13 protein-coding genes are annotated in these 19,150 nt (G+C 61.3%); 8 read left to right on the top strand and 5 right to left on the bottom strand.

Annotated features, from left to right (window positions below):
• Positions 1 to 203 precede the first annotated feature (203 nt).
• From AS189_RS01275 to proC, 4 genes are all read left to right on the top strand, one after another.
• Positions 204 to 3,767 carry a family 20 glycosylhydrolase gene (locus tag AS189_RS01275; protein WP_062285750.1) on the top strand — a complete coding sequence of 1,188 codons (3,564 nt, stop codon included), beginning with the start codon at positions 204 to 206 and terminating at the stop codon, positions 3,765 to 3,767.
• A 111-nt stretch (positions 3,768 to 3,878) separates the two neighbouring features.
• A complete protein-coding gene (locus AS189_RS01270) occupies positions 3,879 to 4,865 on the top strand; it encodes a Ppx/GppA phosphatase family protein (RefSeq protein ID WP_062285748.1) in 987 nt (328 codons plus the stop codon).
• A 6-nt stretch (positions 4,866 to 4,871) separates the two neighbouring features.
• A complete protein-coding gene (locus tag AS189_RS01265) occupies positions 4,872 to 5,756 on the top strand; it encodes a sugar phosphate isomerase/epimerase family protein (RefSeq protein WP_082633943.1) in 885 nt (294 codons plus the stop codon).
• A 278-nt stretch (positions 5,757 to 6,034) separates the two neighbouring features.
• Positions 6,035 to 6,871, top strand: a complete 837-nt coding sequence (gene proC, locus AS189_RS01260; RefSeq protein WP_062285747.1) for a pyrroline-5-carboxylate reductase — start codon at positions 6,035 to 6,037, stop codon at positions 6,869 to 6,871.
• A gap of 445 nt (positions 6,872 to 7,316) precedes the next feature.
• Here the strand turns inward: proC and AS189_RS01255 are convergent, their stop codons facing one another.
• The 5 genes from AS189_RS01255 to AS189_RS01235 are packed head-to-tail and all read right to left on the bottom strand — an operon-like array spanning position 7,317 to position 11,139.
• Positions 7,317 to 7,931, bottom strand: a complete 615-nt coding sequence (locus tag AS189_RS01255) for a methylated-DNA--[protein]-cysteine S-methyltransferase (RefSeq protein ID WP_062285746.1) — start codon at positions 7,929 to 7,931, stop codon at positions 7,317 to 7,319.
• Positions 7,928 to 8,551: an RNA polymerase sigma factor gene (locus tag AS189_RS01250; RefSeq protein ID WP_082633941.1), complete on the bottom strand. Its 624-nt coding sequence runs from the start codon at positions 8,549 to 8,551 to the stop codon at positions 7,928 to 7,930. Before AS189_RS01250 ends, AS189_RS01255 begins: the two co-directional genes overlap by 4 nt.
• The gene (locus AS189_RS01245; RefSeq protein WP_062285745.1) at positions 8,551 to 9,060 is read right to left on the bottom strand and encodes a methylated-DNA--[protein]-cysteine S-methyltransferase; all 510 of its coding nucleotides are present in this window, start codon (positions 9,058 to 9,060) and stop codon (positions 8,551 to 8,553) included. Before AS189_RS01245 ends, AS189_RS01250 begins: the two co-directional genes overlap by 1 nt.
• A gap of 50 nt (positions 9,061 to 9,110) precedes the next feature.
• Positions 9,111 to 9,749, bottom strand: coding sequence for a potassium channel family protein (locus AS189_RS01240; protein WP_062292706.1), 639 nt, complete (start codon positions 9,747 to 9,749; stop codon positions 9,111 to 9,113).
• Positions 9,750 to 9,789: 40 nt separating this feature from the next.
• The gene (locus AS189_RS01235) at positions 9,790 to 11,139 is read right to left on the bottom strand and encodes a TrkH family potassium uptake protein (RefSeq protein WP_237759944.1); all 1,350 of its coding nucleotides are present in this window, start codon (positions 11,137 to 11,139) and stop codon (positions 9,790 to 9,792) included.
• 216 nt (positions 11,140 to 11,355) lie between these two features.
• On the opposite strand from AS189_RS01235, the gene AS189_RS01230 reads away from it, so the two are divergent.
• From AS189_RS01230 to AS189_RS01215, 4 genes are all read left to right on the top strand, one after another.
• Entirely contained in the window at positions 11,356 to 12,504 is a 1,149-nt protein-coding gene (locus AS189_RS01230; protein ID WP_129587114.1) for an acetoin utilization protein AcuC, read from the top strand.
• 167 nt (positions 12,505 to 12,671) lie between these two features.
• Complete coding sequence (locus AS189_RS01225; RefSeq protein ID WP_160320789.1) at positions 12,672 to 14,648, top strand: protein kinase domain-containing protein; 1,977 nt, start codon at positions 12,672 to 12,674, stop codon at positions 14,646 to 14,648.
• Positions 14,645 to 16,978 (top strand): ATP-binding cassette domain-containing protein, encoded by a 2,334-nt coding sequence (locus tag AS189_RS01220; protein ID WP_062285740.1) that lies wholly within the window; start codon positions 14,645 to 14,647, stop codon positions 16,976 to 16,978. Before AS189_RS01225 ends, AS189_RS01220 begins: the two co-directional genes overlap by 4 nt.
• 88 nt (positions 16,979 to 17,066) lie before the next feature.
• On the top strand, positions 17,067 to 19,121 hold the full coding sequence (locus AS189_RS01215) for a hypothetical protein (RefSeq protein ID WP_129587113.1): 2,055 nt from the start codon (positions 17,067 to 17,069) through the stop codon (positions 19,119 to 19,121).
• The last annotated feature ends 29 nt before the right edge of the window (positions 19,122 to 19,150 follow it).

Genomic DNA, 19,150 nt, shown 5'->3' with positions numbered 1-19,150 from the left:
AGGTGCCCCAAGCCAGGTAAGTCAACGGATCATAGTGCCTGGACGCCCAAAAATGAGATCGGTAACATATGGCCGGTTACGGGATGATACCCGTAACATATGTCACAAGACCCCGAATTTGTGTTGTCCATCACTATTCCGACGGGCGGATGCAACTTCGGTGACTCGAGTCCAAATGACAATTCCAGCCTTCACGGGGAGCTATGAAAATTCGCCATCGTACTGGTCGCAGAGCGGTCGTTGCCGCACTAACCGCGGCCGCATTGACCCTGGCCTCCGCAGCCATCGCCCTGCCCGGCGCCAATGCTGACATTAAGCCGGCACTCGCGCCTGCCGTACTGGCAGCCGCAGCACCGTCAGGCGCTGTTCCGCTGACGCCCAACGGCGCTCCGCAGAGCATTCCCGGATTGTCCACCTGGACCGCCAGTACCGGCGAGTTCACCTTGGCGGCAGGCGCCAAGGTCATCGGCGCCGACACCACGTTGACGGGCGATCTCGCACAACAGCTTTCAGTCGTTCTTGCCCGCACCGTGGCAACAGCGGCAAACGGTGCCATCGCCGGCGACGTTGAGGTCGCCGTCGATCCCTCGCGCAGCGCCGCACTTGGCAAGGAAGGCTACGAGCTCGCCGTTGGCGACACCGTCAAGGTCACCGGTGCCACGGCTGCTGGGGCCTTCTATGGCACCCAGACCATCCTGCAGCTGCTGACCCAGGGCAACAGAATCAACAAGGGCAGCTCTATCGACGTCCCGCAGTACCAAGAGCGCGGCGTTGGCCTATGCGCCTGCCAGGTCACCATCTCCATGGAGTCGCTGGAGCGCACCATGAAGGACATGGCCTACAACAAGCTCAACCAGTTGTGGCTGGAAACCAAGCTCAAGTCCGATGCCTACCCCAAGGCGAACTTCTGGGCCTACTACACCAAAGCCGAGGCCGCCCAGATCACGGCGTGGGCCAAAAAATACCACATTGAGCTGGTCCTGGAAGTGAACTCTCCCGGTCACATGCGCCCGTGGCTCTACGACTACCCCGAGCTTCAGCTGGTCAACAAGTCCGGCAACAAGAAGGTTGAGCAGCTGGACATCAGCAAGCCCGAGGCCTTCACCATGGTTACCACGCTCGCCGACGAGTACGCCGCAGCCTTCCCCGATCAGCCCTACTGGCACATGGGAGGCGACGAATACATGATGGGCGACAGCTACGCCAACTACCCGCAGTTCGCGGCATTCGTGGCGGCCAACCCTGCAATCTTCCCCGTAGGATCGGGCCCCGGCGACGTCTTCATCTGGTTCATGAACAAGGTCAACGCCCACGTCAAGGCCAACGGCAAGAAGCTGCGCATTTGGAATGACGGCGTCCCGGCGGTCAGCACCATCCCGCTGGACAAGGACATTGTGGTGGAGCACTGGTACAACGCCGGCGGCACCCCCAAGCCCCAGGCCCTGCTCGATGCCGGCCACGACGTGCAGAACTCCGCCCAGGCGCTCTACTTCAGCCGCCCCGGCGCTTACAACGTCAACCTGCCCAACTTGTGGAACTCAGGATGGACCCCCAAAACGTTCGACGGCGGCACAACCGTCACCGATGTCCCCGGCAAGGGTAAAGTCATTGGCGCCAAGCTGTCGGCATGGCCCGATGACACGCCCTTGGCCACCGAATCCATGGTGGAAGAGCAGCTATTTGCCACCACGCGATTCCTGGCCCAGGCCACCTGGGGCGGACCCAAGCCCACAGCTGATTTCGCCAAGTTCAGCACACTGACCAACAATTTGGGCCGTGTGCCCGGCTACAACAGTTACGACAGGACACCCGTAGGTGACGGTGGCTACGCCATCTCAACAACAGGCAAATCTGTGAACGTCAACGGCTCGGGCGTCGGGGCTTCTGCCGCGGCCAATGAAACCTGGACGCTGGCAGCCACCAGCGACCACTACTACAAGCTCACGGCCAGCAACGGCAAGTGTCTGGCCATGGCCGGGGGAGTGCTGTGGTTGCAAGCTCCCATGCAGCAGGATTTGGCGCCGTCATTGTCCGACTGCACCACAACCGACCGCCGCGTGAACAACCTGCAAAAGTGGGAAATCCTCCCCACTAATGGTGGCTTCAAGATCCGCAACGCCATCACCCAGCTGCCGCTCAGCGTCAACGCAGCCGGTGCCCTGACCCAGCAAGCCCCAGACATTGTCCCGGCCAGCATTTTCACGCTGGCGGGCGAAGTGTCTACGAGCATGAGCGCTCCCGCCCGAGCAGTAGCTGGAACGCCAGCAACTGTCACGGTTGTGGTTGACAACCGCACGGCCACCGATATCACCGGTGCAGTCGTCACTCCGAAAGCGCCTGCCGGCTGGACCATTTCCCCGGCTTCGGTCACTCTAGGTACCGTGCCTGCGGGCACCAACAAGACCGCAACATTCACGGTGACACCAGCCAGCACTGCTAGCTTCGGGGACTTCACGATTTCCGCCGCGACCACCTACACCGCCGGGGCTGAATCTTTGGTCAGCAACTCCACTGCCTCAGGACTGCTGACTTGCTCCGTAACCCCGGTCCGCCCGGTTGCCGCTGTCGTGGACAGCTTCAATAATGGCCAGGGTGAAGTCACGCCCGGATCAAACGCCCTTGATGGTAACCCCGATACGTTCTGGGGAACTCCGTGGACCCCTGCCAACGTTCCCATGCCACACACCATTCAGGTGGACCTGGGCAAGGAACTGAACCTCTGCGCCGTCAACCTGCTGCCGCGACAGGGCTCGTCCTCAGGTGCCATCAATGGCCGCATCAAGGGCTACGAGCTTTACCTCAGCAAGAGCAAGGCCGAACTTGGTACCAAGATTGCTGCAGGTAATTTGGCGAACGAGCAGGGATGGCAGACAGTGGTGCTGGATGCTCCAGCCACAGGACAGTTCCTGACGGTCAAGGCGCTTTCCGAGCAGGCCGGCCAGCCGTGGACCACCTTGGCAGAGCTAACTGTCGATGCAGCGGTTCCTGGCGTGGTGCCGACTGTGCCGCCGACGACAGATCCGACTGTGCCGCCGACGACGGTGCCGCCGACGACTGACCCGACTGTTCCGCCAACGACGGGCCCGACGACGGGCCCGACGACTGGCCCGACTGTGCCGCCGACGAATGGCCCGACTGTGCCGCCGACGACGGGCCCGACGACTGACCCGACTGTGCCGCCAACGACGGGCCCGACGACTGACCCGACTGTTCCGCCAACGACGGATCCGACTGTGCCGCCGACGACCGATCCGACGGCAACGCCCTCAGTGGAGCCCACCGTTGAACCCACGGTAGACGCGACGGTTGCACCTACGTCGACCATCACAGAACCGGCTGCCAGCACGACGGCAAGTGCAGCGGTGTCGTCCAAGGAGATCCAGCAGGGGCAGACGCTGACCTTCACCGGATTCGGATTCCAGCCCGGGGAAAATGTCCGTGGAACGGTTCACAGCGAGCCTGTTGACCTGGGCGTGGGCCTGGCCGACAAAGACGGCAACGTGGCGTTCACCTGGAAGGTGCCAGCCAACTTTGCCGCCGGCAAGCACACTGTGACTCTGACAGGGGAAACGTCCAAGCGCTCCGTCGAGGCAAACTTCACGGTTGTGGCCGCCAGCAGCAACCCGGCCAGTAGCCCAGCGACCAACGGCGACCTTGCCAGCACGGGTGCCAACACCATGGCGCTGTGGGGTGGAGCCTTGCTGATGACCCTTCTGGGTGCAGCAGTGGTCTTCAGTAACCGCCGACGGACGGGTTTGCACAAGTAAACCGCACCTCGGGGAGCCATAAGGCCGTCCGGTGGCGAATCAACGCAATTGTTGCTTCGCCACCGGGCGGCCTTTGGCGTGTTTTGTGGGTAGAAGGACAATAATGGGGCTATGAGATTAGGCGTGCTCGACATCGGGTCAAATACAGTCCACTTGCTACTCGTTGATGCGCGCCCAGGTGCCAATCCTGTTCCGTTCGCATCTCACAAGCGGGCGCTAAGCCTAGTGAAATACCTTGATGCAGAGGGCAACATTACCGACGAAGGTCAGCATGAGCTCATTGAGTTCATCCTTGAGGCTTGGGAATTCGCTGCCAAGCACAAGGTCAAAGATCTCCTCGCCTTTTGTACCTCCGCCATCAGAGAGTCCACCAACGGCGCCCAAGTTCTAGACCGGGTGCAGCACGAAACCACTATTCGGCTCACTGAATTGACGGGTGAAGAAGAGTCAGCCATGACATTCTTTGCTGTGCGTCGCTGGCATGGTTGGGGTGCTGGCACCATCTTGAACCTGGACATCGGTGGTGGCTCCTTCGAAATTTCACAAGGCTCCAACGAACTTCCTGATCTAGCGCATTCCGTGCCGCTGGGTGCTGGCCGGCTCACCCGCGAATGGCTTGCCGAGGACCCGCCCACGGCCAAGAGCATCAAGGAACTGCGCAAGTACATCAAGGCGACCTTGAAGGAACCCATCGCGGCAACCAAGGAGCTTGGCGCTCCCAACCTCGTCACAGGGTCCTCCAAAACCTTCCGGGCGCTGGCACGCATTACGGGGGCAGCGCCGTCGTCCATGGGGCCCTATGTGCGCCGCGAACTGCACCTGAGTGATCTGGGGCTTTGGTCCCAGCGACTCTCAGCGATGTCCTCGGCAGACAGGCTGCACCTACCGGGAGTTTCAGCTGCGCGTGCCCAGCAGGTGCTGGCCGGGGCTCTGGTAGCCCAGACGGCGCTGGAGATGTTCAAGGCCACCAAATTGCAGATTAGCCCTTGGGCGCTGCGCGAGGGACTGATCTTGCGCCGCCTCGATCAGCTGGTTTTTGACGGTCCGCTGGATCCTCCTGCCCATGTTGCTAGGCTGAAGAATTCGGACACGAAGTAGGCGGAGATGACGAATCACAGCACGCACAACCCCGGCCACGACCACAGCGGCAGTCCTGTCCATGGCCAGACCCAAGACTCGCAGGCTACGCCCGGTCCTGCGCGCCATATTCCGGTTGCCTTGTCCACGGCGTCAGTCTTTCCACTCTCGGTCCATGACGGTTTTGCGGTGGCCGCGGACCTTGGGTACGACGGCGTCGAGGTTCTGGTCACGCACAATGGTGACAGTCAGGATTCGGCGGCCCTGAGCCGGCTCGCTGAGCGTTATGCCCAGCCCATCGTGGCCATCCATGCCCCCACGCTTTTGCTCACTCAACAAGTGTGGGGCAGTGCCTGGAACAAGATTCAGCGCTCGGCCCAGATGGCTGTGGACGTGGGGGCTGATGTAGTGGTTGTGCATCCGCCCTTCCGCTGGCAAAACGATTACGCCGAGACTTTTTCGCACGGTGTGCGTGATATTGCCGATTCCTTCGGGATCCGCATAGCCGTTGAAAACATGTATCCGTGGCGAGTTCGTGGGCGCGAGGCGTTGGCCTATTTGCCGCACTGGGATCCCGTTGATCAGGACTACAAGGACGTCACCTGGGACTTTTCCCATGCCGCATCCGCCGGGGCTTCGAGCTTGGATGCCGCCAAGGCGCTGGGTTCCCGCCTGCGCCACATTCACCTGACCGACGGCATTTCGCCCTCCACCAAGGACCAGCACCTCATTCCTGGGCATGGCACTCAGGAATGTGTTGAGGTGCTCCAGCACATTGCCAACAACGGGTTCGACGGCGCAGTGGTCGCCGAAATTTCCACCCGCAAGGCCAAGGGTGCAGGCCAACGCGAAGAGTGGCTGGCAGAAACTCTCGAATTCGCCCGGGTGCACCTGGGGCAAACAACGCCGTAGGCCTCTGACCGGTTTGCCGACACCTTCACTTGTCGGTTAAATGCGAAATCGCCGGAGGTTCTTCACCAGTGGATGGGGGGAATCACTGGCGAGATCTCCGGCGATTTGATTGGTCTTCAGGACAAGACCAATCCGATCATCACTCGCACCCTTATGAGGTAATTAAAAGATTACGGGCGTCGGTTGAGAATAGCCCGGGCGCCAGCTGTGCATTTGCCATTAAGGGCTGCGGGCCATCTGCAGTTGCATGCTGTGCCCCGGCAAAGAAAGATGGGGGCATGACGAATAAGATTGTATTTCTCGGTTGCGGTTCCATGGGTGAAGCGATTCTTGCCGGAATGTTAGCCTCCGGTGTGCCGCCAGTTTCCGTGGTGGTGACGGTCCGCCGCCCCGAACGAGCCAATGAATTAGCCACCCGTCACGGCGTCACGGCCCTGGCGTCCAATGAAGAAGCAGACGCCAATGCGCAAGCGGTGGTCGGTGCCGGTGTGGTCATCTTAGGCGTCAAGCCTGTTGGCATCCAGGCTCTCTGCCGGGAGATTGCCGATGCGCTGGAAGCTGAAGCAGTGGTCATCAGCGTGGCCGCAGCCGTATCTCTCGCTCAGCTTGAAGCTGCGCTGAAGCCCGGGCAAGCTGTCATCCGTTCCATGCCCAACACCCCTCTGCAGGTAGGCCGTGGCGTGGTGGCCCTTTCTGGTGGGAGCAGTGTTGACGAGCACCACCTCTCCATCGCTCATGAAGTCTTCGCCGGTTCCGGAGTGGTCATCGACATTCCCGAAGATCAGCAGAACGCGGTGTCGGCCATCAGCGGTTCCGGTCCGGCTTATGCTTTCTACTTGGCTGAAGCGATGGCAGCAGCGGCCGAAAGCTTTGGAATGGAACCGGCGATCGCTCAGGTCCTGGCCCGTGAAACGGTGGCAGGGGCTGGCCTCATGCTGGCAGAACCCGGTGCCGATGCCACGCAAATGCGCCGGGCCGTCACCAGTCCCAACGGCACAACGGAGCAGGCGATTGCCACCTTCGATCGTCTGGGTCTGCCCGGCATCATCGAGGCCGGAGCAAAGGCAGCCGCAGCCCGTGCCGCCCAAATCACCGACGAGCTGGGCAGCAACTAACGCCCCTGCTGCAAGAGGGGCTGTTGAGCGGCTCACATCTCAACCAGGGTTCGCGCCGGCCATCGACTGTGCCAATGTCTTGCTCAGGACACCGTCGCCGCGTTAGGCGCTCCCATGCCGGAGTAGACGGCGCGCTTCTGACTTTTCGCAGGGTGCCGTCTGTTTTGGTAAACCCTTAACCCAAAGTCGACGCAGTGGATGTTGCCGTTGCGCCGATTTAGTGACGCAGCTGGCGTCGTTCGTCGTTCGTCGACCTCATGACCGTCGGAGCAGCTGGGAAACCGGTGTCAGAACTCGTTGGCGCCGCGAGAGAAATGAATGCTGCGCCGGGCATTTTCGCCGAGTCAGACGGAGAGCCGTTGAGGGAGACGTAGCGCAGCGTCTCCCTCAACGGCTCTCCGTCTGACTCGACGTGGGGTGGTGTGAGGTGAGGCGGTAATAGGGCCTACTTCGCACCGGTTTCCAGAGCGAGCAGTAGCGATTTTGCTTCCGCGCCGCCCAAGTATGCTCCTTGGCTGCCATCGGAGCGGATTACCCGGTGACAGGGCACCACAAGAGGGAGCGGATTGCGCGCGCACGCTGTCCCCACTGCGCGCACAGCCCGGGGACTGGACGTCATGGCCGCCACTGCCGCATAACTGGCCGTATGCCCGTAGCCAATCTCCGGCAGATGGTCCAGCACCTCACGCCTGAACCCTTGTGCCAGCCGGAAGTCCAACGGCAGATCGAAACGTTGCCGGCGCCCGTGAAAATACTCGTCGAGTTCCCGGGCCGCAGCATCCAGCCGTGCCGGGGCGCGCATAATCCGTGGGCTGACGGCAGCGGAGAGGGCTTCCAGCACGGAATCGTGTCCCTCAACGGCGAACGCCACCCGCACCAGACCCGCCTCGGTTCCCGCCAGCAACAGTGGCCCCACGGGTGAATCAATCACCCGATACGCAACATCCACGAGACCCTGCGCCGATGCGACGGTTGTGAACCGTGCGGCCAGATTCACTACCGCGGCATCCTCGCCATTAGCGATAGGGGCGAGCATCCGCGCTACCTTCAGAGTATTCATTGCTTCTGCGTCCTTTCATGGTCCAGCAGCGCCCGGAGCGCCCTCATGCCGTCCGCAGCTGCCCTGCGCGCAGCTGCTTCGGAATTGCCCAAAATCCCTGCCACCTCGGCATATCGCAGCCCGGCTAAGTGATGATAAACAACAGCTTCACGCTGCATTGGTGCCAGGGTGGCCAGCGCCGTCCACACGGCAGCAGCCGTTTCCCCTGCCTCCACGGAACGGACGACGACGTCCCCTCCGCCGCTCCCGGTCCCGCCAATGCCGTGCTCGTCCACGCCGTGTTCGCCCACTGTGTGCTCGTCCAGAGCGTGCTCGCCAACTCCCGGCCCGCTGGCGGGTAACGGAAGCCGTGCCGCTTTCCGGTGGTGGTCGATTGCCTTGTTGTGGGCGATCGTTACCAGCCAGGCCTCCCTATTGCGGATGATTCCGGTGCTCGGGTAGACGCGTAAGGCTGCCAAAAATGTTTCCTGCCAGACATCGTCGGCATCCACGGGGCCGACCAGCGCACGGCACACGCGCAATACTGCGGCGCCATGATGGGTGATGAGGACCTCGAAAGGCGGTAATGCTTTGCCGATCTGTTCAGGAATTACCGCAGCAGCGTCGCTGGGAGCGGGCATTAGAAAAGTGCCTCAGTATGGGTTCGGGACGGGTTCTCCAGCTCCAGCAAAAACTGCTTGCGCTCGAGCCCGCCTGCGTAACCCGTCAGTGAGCCGTCGGAGCCCACCACGCGGTGGCAGGGCACAATGATGCTGATGGGGTTGCGGCCGTTTGCCGAGCCCACAGCTTGCGCCATGGACGGATCGCCCAGCATCGCGGCCAGGGCACCGTAGCTGCGCAGCTCACCGTACGGGATGTCCCGCAGCGCAGCCCAGACCCGGTGCTGGAAATCGCTCCCCGCCGGGGCTAGCGGCAGCGAAAACTCCCGCCGTCCATGAGAAAAATACTCGCCCAGCTGTTCAGCCGTCGCAGCCAGCACAGGCGAGGCAGACGCCGTAACCTGCTCACCCAACGTCTCCCAAGCCGGGCGGCGCTTATGTTCCGCCATGTACACAGCCGCCAGGCCGGCGTCGTTCTCCACAGCGGTCAGGGGACCCAACGGCGAGTCAAAAACCGAATGCCTAATCATTGAAAAACACCTCCTGCCCAGTAGACGCACGCCGTGCCAAAAACGTGAGGTTAGGGCCGCGAGGCGAAGCGTTCCAGCAGATCAACGTAGCCGGAAACGATCAGCATGTCCCGGCTGGAGACACGCGTGTGCGGCTGGGCGTACGTAAAGTCCTCGCCGGGAGATTTCACGCCCACCACAGTCACCCCGTACTTAGAGCGCACTTTGGATTCCTCCAGCGTGAAGCCCTGAGTTTCCTTCGGCGGGTACATTTTCACGATGGCAAAATCGTCGTCGAATTCGATGAAGTCAAGCATGCGCCCGCCCACCAGGTGCGCGGCGCGGACACCAGCGTCGGCCTCAGGGTAGATGACGTGGTTGGCGCCAATGCGGGTCAGGATCTTGCCGTGCGACTGCGTGATCGCCTTGACCCACAGGTGCGCGATGCCCAAATCCACCAGGTTTACCGTGATGAGCACGCTGGATTCGATCGAGGTACCCACACCCACCACGGCGGAGCTGAAGTCCTGTGCCCCGAGTTGGCGCAGGGCGTCAATGTTGGTGGCGTCGGCCTCGACCACGTGGGTGAGCACGCCGGCCCACTTCTGCACTAGGGCGGGATCGCGCTCAATGGCGAGCACCTCCCTGCCCTGTTTAACCAGCTGGTGCGCTGTGGCGGCGCCGAAGCGGCCCAGCCCAATGACCAGCACGGGGGCATTGTGTGGCGGGCGGTTGCTGGAGTCTATTTTCTCAGCCAATGATGGGCCTCTCTTCCGGATAGTGGAACAGCTGACGGCGTTGGCGCAGGGCCAGGGCCGCAGCAAGGGTGATGGATCCGACGCGGCCAAAGAACATCATGGCGCTGAGGATATAGACGCCCGACGGCGGGAGCTCGGCACTGAGCCCCGTGCTCAGTCCCACGGTGGCAAAGGCCGAGATGGTTTCAAAAAGCACCCTGTCTAGGCTCTGTCCCGAGATGGCGAGCAACAATCCGCAGGCGATCATGACGAGCGTGGCGCCCATCATGATCACGGAAATGGCCACCCGCATGGTGCCTTGGGGGATGGTGCGGCCGTAGATTTTCACGTCGTTATCGCCACGAGCCTCGGCCACAATGGCCAGGAACATGACAGCGAGAGTGGTGACCTTGATACCGCCGGCCGTGGAGGCGGAGCCGCCACCCACGAACATCAAAGCATCCGTGAGCAACATGGTGGGGGAGTGCATGGCGTTCATGTCCACCAAGTTGAAACCCAGAGATCGGGTCATGACGGAGGCAAAGAGCGAGTGCGTGATCTTGTCTCCCACGCTCATGCCACCAATGGTGTCCGGGTTGGTCCATTCCATGGCACCCCACAAAATGGTGCCTGCCACGAGCAGCAGGAGTGAGACCTGAATGGTGAGCTTGGCGTGCAAGGTCCACTTCTTGAAGCGGAAACCGGTGGCCAGTAGCACCATCAGTACCGGGAAGCCGAGGCTGCCGATGAACCCGCCAATCATGAGCGGTGTCAGAATCCACAGATCCGCTTCGTAGGGGACAACGCCGTCGGAGTGAGGCGTGAAACCGGCGTTATTAAAGGAGGAGATGGAGTAAAACGTCGCATGCCAGATGGCTTGCGGAACGGATTCGCCCAAGATCAGGAAGCGGGGCGCCAATGCCAGGGCCAGGAGGACTTCAATGGCCACGGAGGTGCTGATGACGATCCGCAGCAGCGTACCTACCTCGCCCAAGCGCCCGGCGTTCATGGCCTCCTGGGCAATGAGTTTGCCGCGCACACCCAGGCGCTTGCTCACCATCAGGGACATCAAAGAGGCCAGCGTCAGGATGCCCAAACCGCCTACGAAGATGCCGATCAAGATGATCAACTGGCCGAAAAAGGACCAGTGCAACGCCGTGGAAACGGTGGTTAGTCCAGTCACGCAGACAGCCGAAACCGCAGTGAAGAGGGCATCGTGGAACGCTGTGGCTTGCCCGTCGCGGGCCGCCGCGGGCAGGCTCAACGTCAAGGTGAAGGCGAGAATGACCAGAGCAAAGACGATCAAAGCAAGTCTGGCGGGGGAGCTGTTGGCGACTCGGTCCACGAAGTCGCGGACACTCACTACAACTCTGAGCGGCCAGCTCGGTAGCCATTGGGGAAGTGCGGTTTTAACGGCCAACGCGGTGCTTCCCCTCCTGCCATAAAATCTTGCCAACAATCACTCAACAAGCTACGGATACACGTTTTGCGCCGAAACTTCGATAGCCTGTGATGGATGTCATCATTTGCCAGCTCCGGGCCAGCGGCCGTCCCGACAAGCATAGTCTGCGATGCGGCCATGTCTGCGTACAATTTTGGCCCCAATCATCCCATGTCGCCCAAGCGCCTTGACCTCACATCGTCACTGGCACGCGAGCTGGGAATCTTCGATCTGCCGCAGGTGGGCCTTGTGGAGTCCTATGTGGCCTCCGACGACGAGCTTGCCACGGTGCACACCCGCGACTACGTCGCTGCTGTGCGCCGGGTGGGTGACGATCCGACCCTCAGCGATCCCGACCGGGGGCTCGGCACGGAGGACGACCCCGTCTTCGCTGGCATCCACGAGGCCAGCGCCCGGCTCGCCGGCGGCTCGCTGGTGGCGGCAAACGCCCTCATCAGTGGCGCGGTGCCGCGGGCTGTCAACTTTGGCGGCGGCATGCACCACGCCTTTGCCGGCAAGGCCAGCGGCTTCTGCATCTACAACGACACCGCCCTGTCCATCCAGAAGCTGCTGGATTCTGGTGTTTCCAAGGTGGCTTACATTGACATTGACGCGCACCACGGCGACGGCACCGAACGCATCTTTTGGGACGACCCCCGGGTACTGACCATCTCCCTGCACGAAACAGGGCTGACGCTTTTCCCCGGAACCGGGTTCGCCAACGACATTGGTGGGCCCAACGCAACAGGCTCCGCTGTCAACGTCTCTTTGCCAGCTGGCACCTCAGATGCCGGTTGGCTCAGGGCCTTCCACGCCGTCGTGCCTCAATTGGTGGAAGCCTTCGCACCAGAGGTTATTGTCAGCCAGCACGGCTGTGACTCGCACCGCGACGACGAGCTGACCCACCTGAACACCTCCGTGGACGGGCAAAGGGAGGCGGCGCTGAGCATTGCGGCACTCGCTGACAAGGTGTGCGGGGGGCGCTGGATCGCGACAGGCGGCGGCGGCTACAACATTGTCTCCGTGGTGCCGCGAGTGTGGAGTCACCTCATGGCAATCGTGGCCGGGCGGCCGGTGCCGCTGCGCACACCTGTGCCGGAGACGTGGCGGGCGTATGTGGCGGAAAAATACGGCATGGTGGCACCGCTGCTGATGGGCGAGGACGCGGATACCTGGTGGCGCTCCTGGGAAGTGGGCTACAACCCCTCCGATGCGCTGGATCGGACAGTCATGGCGACTCGGAAATCCGTTTTCCCGCTGTACGGACTGGACCCTTGGTTCGATTAGGAGCAACTTTTCGGCAGCTAGCAGTCGCTGCATTGGGTCAGTGAAAGTTCCCAGTCGCCTATGATAAGAAAGCTGGCTCGTCCGGCGCTGCGGACCTCTTCTTGGATTCCGCTATAAAGTCTTTCGTTTTGGAGTGCGCGTGAGGTTCAGGCCTTCGCCTTATGGGCATGCCAAAGAATTCACACTTGGGGGAGTTCCTATTGGCACGGCAGCTGGGTAGCAAGTACATTCTGCAGGAGAGCATAGGGCGCGGCGCCATGGGCGAGGTTTTTCGCGGCCATGACGATGCCGGCAAAGAGCTTGCCTTTAAGCTGCTGCACCCTGACATGGCAGGGGACCCCCAAGTAGTCGCCCGTTTTGTTCAGGAACGCAGCATCCTGCTGTCGGTCAGTGGACCCAACCTGGTGAGGGTTGTGGATCTTGTGGTTGAAGGGCAGACGCTGGCCATCGCCATGGAACTCGTGGAGGGTGCCGACCTGCGGGCGCACCTGAACCGGTACGGAACGCTGACACCTGCCCAGGTTTGTCATATCGGTGCCGGGATCGCCAATGGACTCGCCATAGTCCATGAAGCCAACATCATTCACCGGGACATCAAGCCCGAGAACATCCTGATTTCCACGATTGATGGTGTTCTGGTGCCCAAGGTCACCGATTTTGGTGTCTCCTCCCTTGTTGATGCCGAACGTGCCCGCAGCACCATGCTGGTGGGGACGCCGCAGTATATTGCTCCTGAAGCCAGCGAGGGCGGTACCATCACCGCCGCCTCTGACCTGTATGCATTGGGCATAGTGCTGTATGAGCTGGCTTCCGGGATCACCCCCTTCGCTGGCGGATCGGTCATGGCTGTGCTGCGGCGGCACAGCTCCGTCAGCCCGGGCCGGCCGGCGGGCATCCCCGATGAACTGTGGGATTTGATCAGCTGGCTGCTGGCCAAAAATCCCGCCCAGCGCCCGCCCAGCGCCCGTCAAGTGGCCACCATCCTGGATGCCTTGGCACCGTCGTTACAGAGCTACCCGCCCGCGCCCCGGCTGACGGAGCCGCCAGCCCCGCTCCCGAGTCTCGAAACCCAGGCCACTCAGGCCGTGGCCTTCCCTCTTGGTATCCCCACTGGCGGTACCGACGATCTAACGTCCCTGCCACAAGCCGGGATGAACACTTCCGGACCCCAGCAGAGTATGTCGTTCCCGCCCGCCCCTCCGGCTGTCGCCTTCTCCGCGCCGCGCAGCCCGGAACCCTCTGCAGCAGGCAAAAAGTCAGGTAAGGGCAAGTGGACCCTCCTACTGTCCTTACTTGCCGTGCTTCTGCTAGGCGGCGGCTCCCTGGTGGCCGTGAACCTGCTGGGTGCCGACAAAGGAAGTAACGAGGCCAAGGTCCTGCCCGCGGACCCATCCACTGCTGCTCCGAGTGCAGATAATGCCCCGGAAGCAACCCAGGACGTAACCCCGGAAGTGAGCGCCGAAGCTAGCGGCGAAGCTACCCCGGCTCTAGATGATCTGCCCGACTACACCGGCAAGACCGTGTCCGAGGCGCAGCAGGCGATCGCCACGCTCACCACGGCTGAAGGCGAACGAGTCACCACTCTGATTGTGGACAAGTACGACACCTCGGTTCCCGACGGCACGGTGCTGTCCCAGATTCCGGAGGCCGGCTGGTTCACCCCCTCCGAAGTTGAGCTGACGGTGGCGCGCTCCGCTGTCATCTCCTACCTTGACGATCTGAAGCCCGTGGCCGGCGGGTGGAGTGATTCCGGAGCCGTCCTGATTTCCGGTCAGAGCTACCCCCACGCAGTCGCGTCGCGGCTCTGCTCCGGCTCTTCCGGAGCAACCGTAGAGTACAACCTGGGCCGGAACTACGAGTCATTTACGGCAACCGCCGGCATTGTTGACGATGCCAGCGACAGCGCCGCCGTGGTGCTGCTGGAGGTTTTTGCCGACGGCCGCCAGGTTTCCACCCAAACCATCACCTACGGCAAGCCCTTTGCGGTGACGGCTGACATGAGTGGCGTGCTGCGCATGAAGATCCAATGGCAGGAAACCACCTGCGCCAAGGACGACTACTCAGGCAGCACGGAGCTGGCCCTGGGCGATGCCAAGCTGCAGGGCATCCCCGGCAAGGTTCCCGTCGAGAGCCCCGCTCCGTGACGGCAGCTGCTGGAACCGTTCTGCACGTGACGATCGGGCTGCGGTCCTGGAACCTCCTTCCGGGGCGGCAAACGGTTATTGGGCGTGGCGCCGATGCTGACATCCTGGTGTCCAGCCCCGATGTTTCACGCATTCACGCGTCCCTTTCCTTTATTGAAGGGCCCGACGGGGGCTGGTGGCTTCAGGATGAAAACAGTGCCGGTGGCCTGTGGCTGGGTGGACAGCGGGTGTCTCAGGGCAGGATTGACCGCGAAACCCTGATTTTCCTGGGCGACCCGGACGGCGGCGCCCCTTCCCTTAAACTGTTGCCGCACCTTCCCGAGCAAGCCGCAACTTTACTGCCGTCCAAGACCGGATATTCCTTGCCGCGTGGGCCCGAATACGCCCTAGGGGTGGGCCGCGGTCTGGAAAATGCGGTGGTGGTTGGCGATGTGTTGGCCTCGCGGAATCATGCTGAGCTGCATGTTTCCCCGAACCGCCTTGTTATTACGGATCTGGCAAGCCTGAACGGCACCTTTGTCAACGGCATACGGGTGCTGGGTGCGGCAGAAGTATGGCAGGGTGACAGGCTCACCGTGGGCAACACCGACCTCGAAATTGGGTGGGATGGTGCTGCCGTTGCGCTGTTCCCGGTGCAGGACGAGCAAGGCCTGCGGCTCGAAGCGGTGGGTTTCACCGTCAAGGACGGGCGAGGCAACAAGGCACTTCTCAGTGATGTGGAATTCGAAGCCCGGCACGGGCAGCTGGTGGCCGTTATTGGGCCTTCCGGAGCGGGAAAGTCCACCCTGATGAACGTGCTGACCGGGGCCAAGGCGCCGTCGTCGGGCTCGGTGTACTTTGACCACCAGGACATTGTGGAAAACCATGCCGCGCTGCGCACCCGCATCGGATTTGTGCCGCAGGATGACATTCTCCACAAGTCCCTGACTATCCGTGCCGCCCTGGAATACTCGTCCAGGCTGAGGCTGCCTGCCGATACCAGCAGGGCTGAACGCCAGGCGCAGATCTCCCGGGTGCTGGACCAGCTGGACCTGCAGGAACAAGCCGACACCAAGGTCAGCAAGCTTTCCGGCGGGCAGCGTAAACGCGCCTCCGTAGCGATGGAGCTGCTGACCGAACCGGCCCTGCTGATTTTGGACGAGCCAACTTCAGGGCTGGATCCGGCCATGGACAAACAAGTCATGGATACCTTGCGGTTGCTGGCGAATGCCGGGCGCGTGGTGGTTGTGGTGACGCACAATGTGGCCAATCTGGATGTCTGCGACAAGGTGTTGCTGTTGGCCAAGGGCGGAGTCACAGCCTATTTTGGTCGGCCAGGGAGCATCCTCTCGGATTTTCAAGCCGCCAATTGGGCTGGCGTATTCAAGCAGGCATCTGACTGGCCGCAGGAACTTTATGCCCGGTTCCGGGCCAGCACACCACGATTAGCTGCCCGTTCCGGAAACGGCAATGACAGGCCTCGTGGTGTTGCCGCGTCCGGGTTCGGGACAACGGCCAAGACTGCAGGCGCCAGCTCCAGAGGACGGCAGTTCCGGGCCATCATGGCTCGGCAGCTGCGGCTGCTGTGGGCAGATAAGGGCTACTTCGCCTTTTTGAGCCTGCTGCCACTGGTGCTGGGGGTCCTGGCCCTGGTGGTCCCGGGCAGCCAGGGCTTTGGCGTCCCAGATCTTGAGGATCCAGGAGAGCCCAACCAGTTGTTGGTGGTGTTGGTGTTTGGTGCCGCCTTCATGGGCATGGCACTTTCTGCCAAGGACCTGGTCACGGAGCGGGAGATTTTCCGGCGGGAAAAGGCCGTGGGGCTCAGACCAGGGCCGTATCTGCTCGCTAAGGCCGTGGTTTATACCGCTATCTCCCTGCTTCAAGCCTTGGTCATGACGGTTATTGTGCTGGCCGGCAAACCGGCCCCAGAACATTACTTGTTGTGGGGGCTGCCAGGTGTGGAGATCTTCGTTGCCATAGCGCTAACAGCTTGTGTTTGCGCGTACTTGGGTCTGGCCATGTCCGCATGGGTGCAGTCAGCCGAACAGGTTATGCCGTTCCTGGTGATCACCGCCATGGCTCAGCTAGTGCTGGCGGGCGGGTTGATCCCGGTCACGGGCCGGGCCGGGCTGGAACAGCTCGCCTGGTTCTCACCCACAAGATGGGGATTCGCCATGGGGGCACAGTCCATCGATTTGACCACATTGGTGGCTGCTGCGGATGACGATTGGTTATGGACTCATTCGCTCGAGCGGACGGCCGTCGCTGTTGGCGCATTGGTAGTGCTCGGTGCCCTGTATCTTGGCGCAGCGTGGTTGCGCCTGGTCCGGCTGCCTGAAAACCGGGAGTAGTTTCCCTTCCGGGGGATTTAGATTTTTTGCTGTTCACCGGCGCCGCTGGTGAATGTTGATGTTGTTTCAAATTGGGGGATGTAGTCTCGTGTCAGAACAGAATATAGAAGCGTTGCCAGCCATTGGCGTACCGGGTGCTCCGCCACCGCCGCCGCCAGGATTCGGTGGCAGTCTGCCGGGTGGCCCTGCAGGAGGCGGAAGCGCACCGGGTGCCCCGGGCAGCCCCGGGCCCAAGGCTAAGGGTTGGCGTCCGTCGAAAAAGCTGGTCATTATTGGCTCCGCTGTGATTCTGGTGCTGGTGGCTGCCATGGTGGCGCTGTTCATTGTCAAGGACATCATCCGTGGTGGCGAGAAGTCGCCGGAAGCCGCTGGGATCAAGCTGATCGAGTCTGTAAATAACAAGGACATAGTGGGGCTCTTCACCACTATCGCTCCCCATGAACGGGATTCGGTCATGCGACTGCAGACGGTTGTGGTGGACAAGTTTAAGGAATTCGGTATTGCAGAGGCCTTGAAAAAGGTTTCTCCTGAGGTTTCAGAAGCTGCAGATTCCGGGAAATTTGTGCTTGATGGTGTTGAGATTACGGTTTCCGGGGTGACTCCTGTCGTCACAGAAATTTCGGCAGACTTTGCACAGCTCAGCTTCAATTCCGGTGAAGTGCACACTGTGATTCACCCGGATCAGACTAAGGGTGCATTGCGCTCTGCGTTGGATGCCGCAGACAAGACAGACGTCATTGAAAACACTGTCCTCATTCCCGATCTGGGGCCCAACGAGGACGGCCTGGTGTTGATTGCGGCCAAAACGGACGGGCGTTGGTACTTGAGTCCCATGCTCAGTGCCTTGGAATTAGGCAGCATGATGGCCGAGGATAGCTCGGGCATGGTTGCCAAGGGAGCGGTCCCGGATAAGTTCCCGGCGGGAGGCGATTCTCCGCAGGAAGCTGCCAGTGCAGCTGTGCGGAATGCTGTCTCCGCGGTTAACGGGGCGGACCCTGCCTTGTTGGCGCCGTCGTTGGTGAAAGATGAGGCGGCAGCGTTTTACATGTATGCGGATTTGTGGAATTCCTCAGGTGCTGGTGGCAGTTCGCAGAAGGTCAAGCTGGGCGCTTCGAGCTTTACGCAGGGCCCGCAGGATGGAAACCGTGCGTTGACGTTCGTGGAGAATGTTTCCTTGAGTGTTGACGGCGACACGGTGTCTATCAGCGATTCTTGTTTCTCCGATCCTGAGGGAGATAAGACCTGCCACAATGGCTCGGGCTATGCCAAGAACTACAGCTCGCCCTCGGCGAACCCGATGTCGCTGTTTACGGTTGATGGCAAGTTTGGGCTGACCACTGTCAAGGAAGATGGGAAGTGGAAGGTCAGTGTGTTGGATACAGCCACTGATATGGCCATTTCCTGGCTTAATTCCTTGACAAAGGAGCAAGCCCTGGCGTTGCTGCGCCTCGATCGCACAGACGCACCCAGCGGTGCTATGACGGTGGGCAAGGCTGAGGATGTTGCTTTTAACTCGGCTGGCTACGCGGTGCGGACTCTGGAGATTGATACGGCCCAGAATGTGATTCTTGGTGGTGGGGATTCTGGTGTTTCCGCGTCGGTTTACTCGGCAGACCTGCAGGACGAGACCCATTCCTCATCCTCATCGTCCTACTCTTCGCACAGCAGCTACTTTGAGTTGAAACCGGGGAGCTATGTGGTAGTCCTGTTTGCCGCCGACGAGTGGCAGGAACTTTTCGACGCGGAGGGAAATAAGGTCACGTACTCGGCTTCGGTGACGCCCGCAACGTACGTGGAACCAGCCACCATCGAGCACTCCACCGCTAAATACAATGGTTCATTGACTAGCTACAACGACGGCAGCGAAATGCTTGAGCTGGACATCCCTAAGGGCACCACTGACAAGCTGGTGATGTCCGGCGTCGACGGCAGCGCCTTCAAAAACTATGTGGTTGAGATCGATGGAAAGAAGCAAACCGTCCCCGTGGGGGACGGCGTCGAGCATGTGATCGTGCTGCCCGCCAAGAATGGTCTGGTAAATCTGAGCGTCTCCGTCGGTGAACAGCAGGATCAGAACGTGGCCCGGCCGTTGGCTGGATTTGATGCGCGTGCCCGCTATGAGCTTGAATTCGTGAAAAAGTAGTCGGCCTCACGGCCAACACCTAGGAGCTG

This window comes from Arthrobacter alpinus, from assembly GCF_001445575.1.
GTDB classification, from domain to species: Bacteria; Actinomycetota; Actinomycetes; order Actinomycetales; family Micrococcaceae; genus Specibacter; species Specibacter alpinus_C.
Note: the sequence above shows the minus strand (reverse complement) of the source record. Positions and strands in the feature narration are given on the sequence as shown.

What these genes read in the sequence shown, in the direction of transcription:
- AS189_RS01275 (WP_062285750.1), top strand. Translation starts at nt 204, where the DNA reads ATGAAAATTCGCCATCGTACTGGTCGCAGAGCGGTCGTTGCCGCACTA.
- AS189_RS01270 (WP_062285748.1), top strand. Translation starts at nt 3,879, where the DNA reads ATGAGATTAGGCGTGCTCGACATCGGGTCAAATACAGTCCACTTGCTA.
- AS189_RS01265 (WP_082633943.1), top strand. Translation starts at nt 4,872, where the DNA reads ATGACGAATCACAGCACGCACAACCCCGGCCACGACCACAGCGGCAGT.
- proC (WP_062285747.1), top strand. Translation starts at nt 6,035, where the DNA reads ATGACGAATAAGATTGTATTTCTCGGTTGCGGTTCCATGGGTGAAGCG.
- AS189_RS01255 (WP_062285746.1), bottom strand. Translation starts at nt 7,931, where the DNA reads ATGAATACTCTGAAGGTAGCGCGGATGCTCGCCCCTATCGCTAATGGC.
- AS189_RS01250 (WP_082633941.1), bottom strand. Translation starts at nt 8,551, where the DNA reads ATGCCCGCTCCCAGCGACGCTGCTGCGGTAATTCCTGAACAGATCGGC.
- AS189_RS01245 (WP_062285745.1), bottom strand. Translation starts at nt 9,060, where the DNA reads ATGATTAGGCATTCGGTTTTTGACTCGCCGTTGGGTCCCCTGACCGCT.
- AS189_RS01230 (WP_129587114.1), top strand. Translation starts at nt 11,356, where the DNA reads ATGTCTGCGTACAATTTTGGCCCCAATCATCCCATGTCGCCCAAGCGC.
- AS189_RS01225 (WP_160320789.1), top strand. Translation starts at nt 12,672, where the DNA reads ATGCCAAAGAATTCACACTTGGGGGAGTTCCTATTGGCACGGCAGCTG.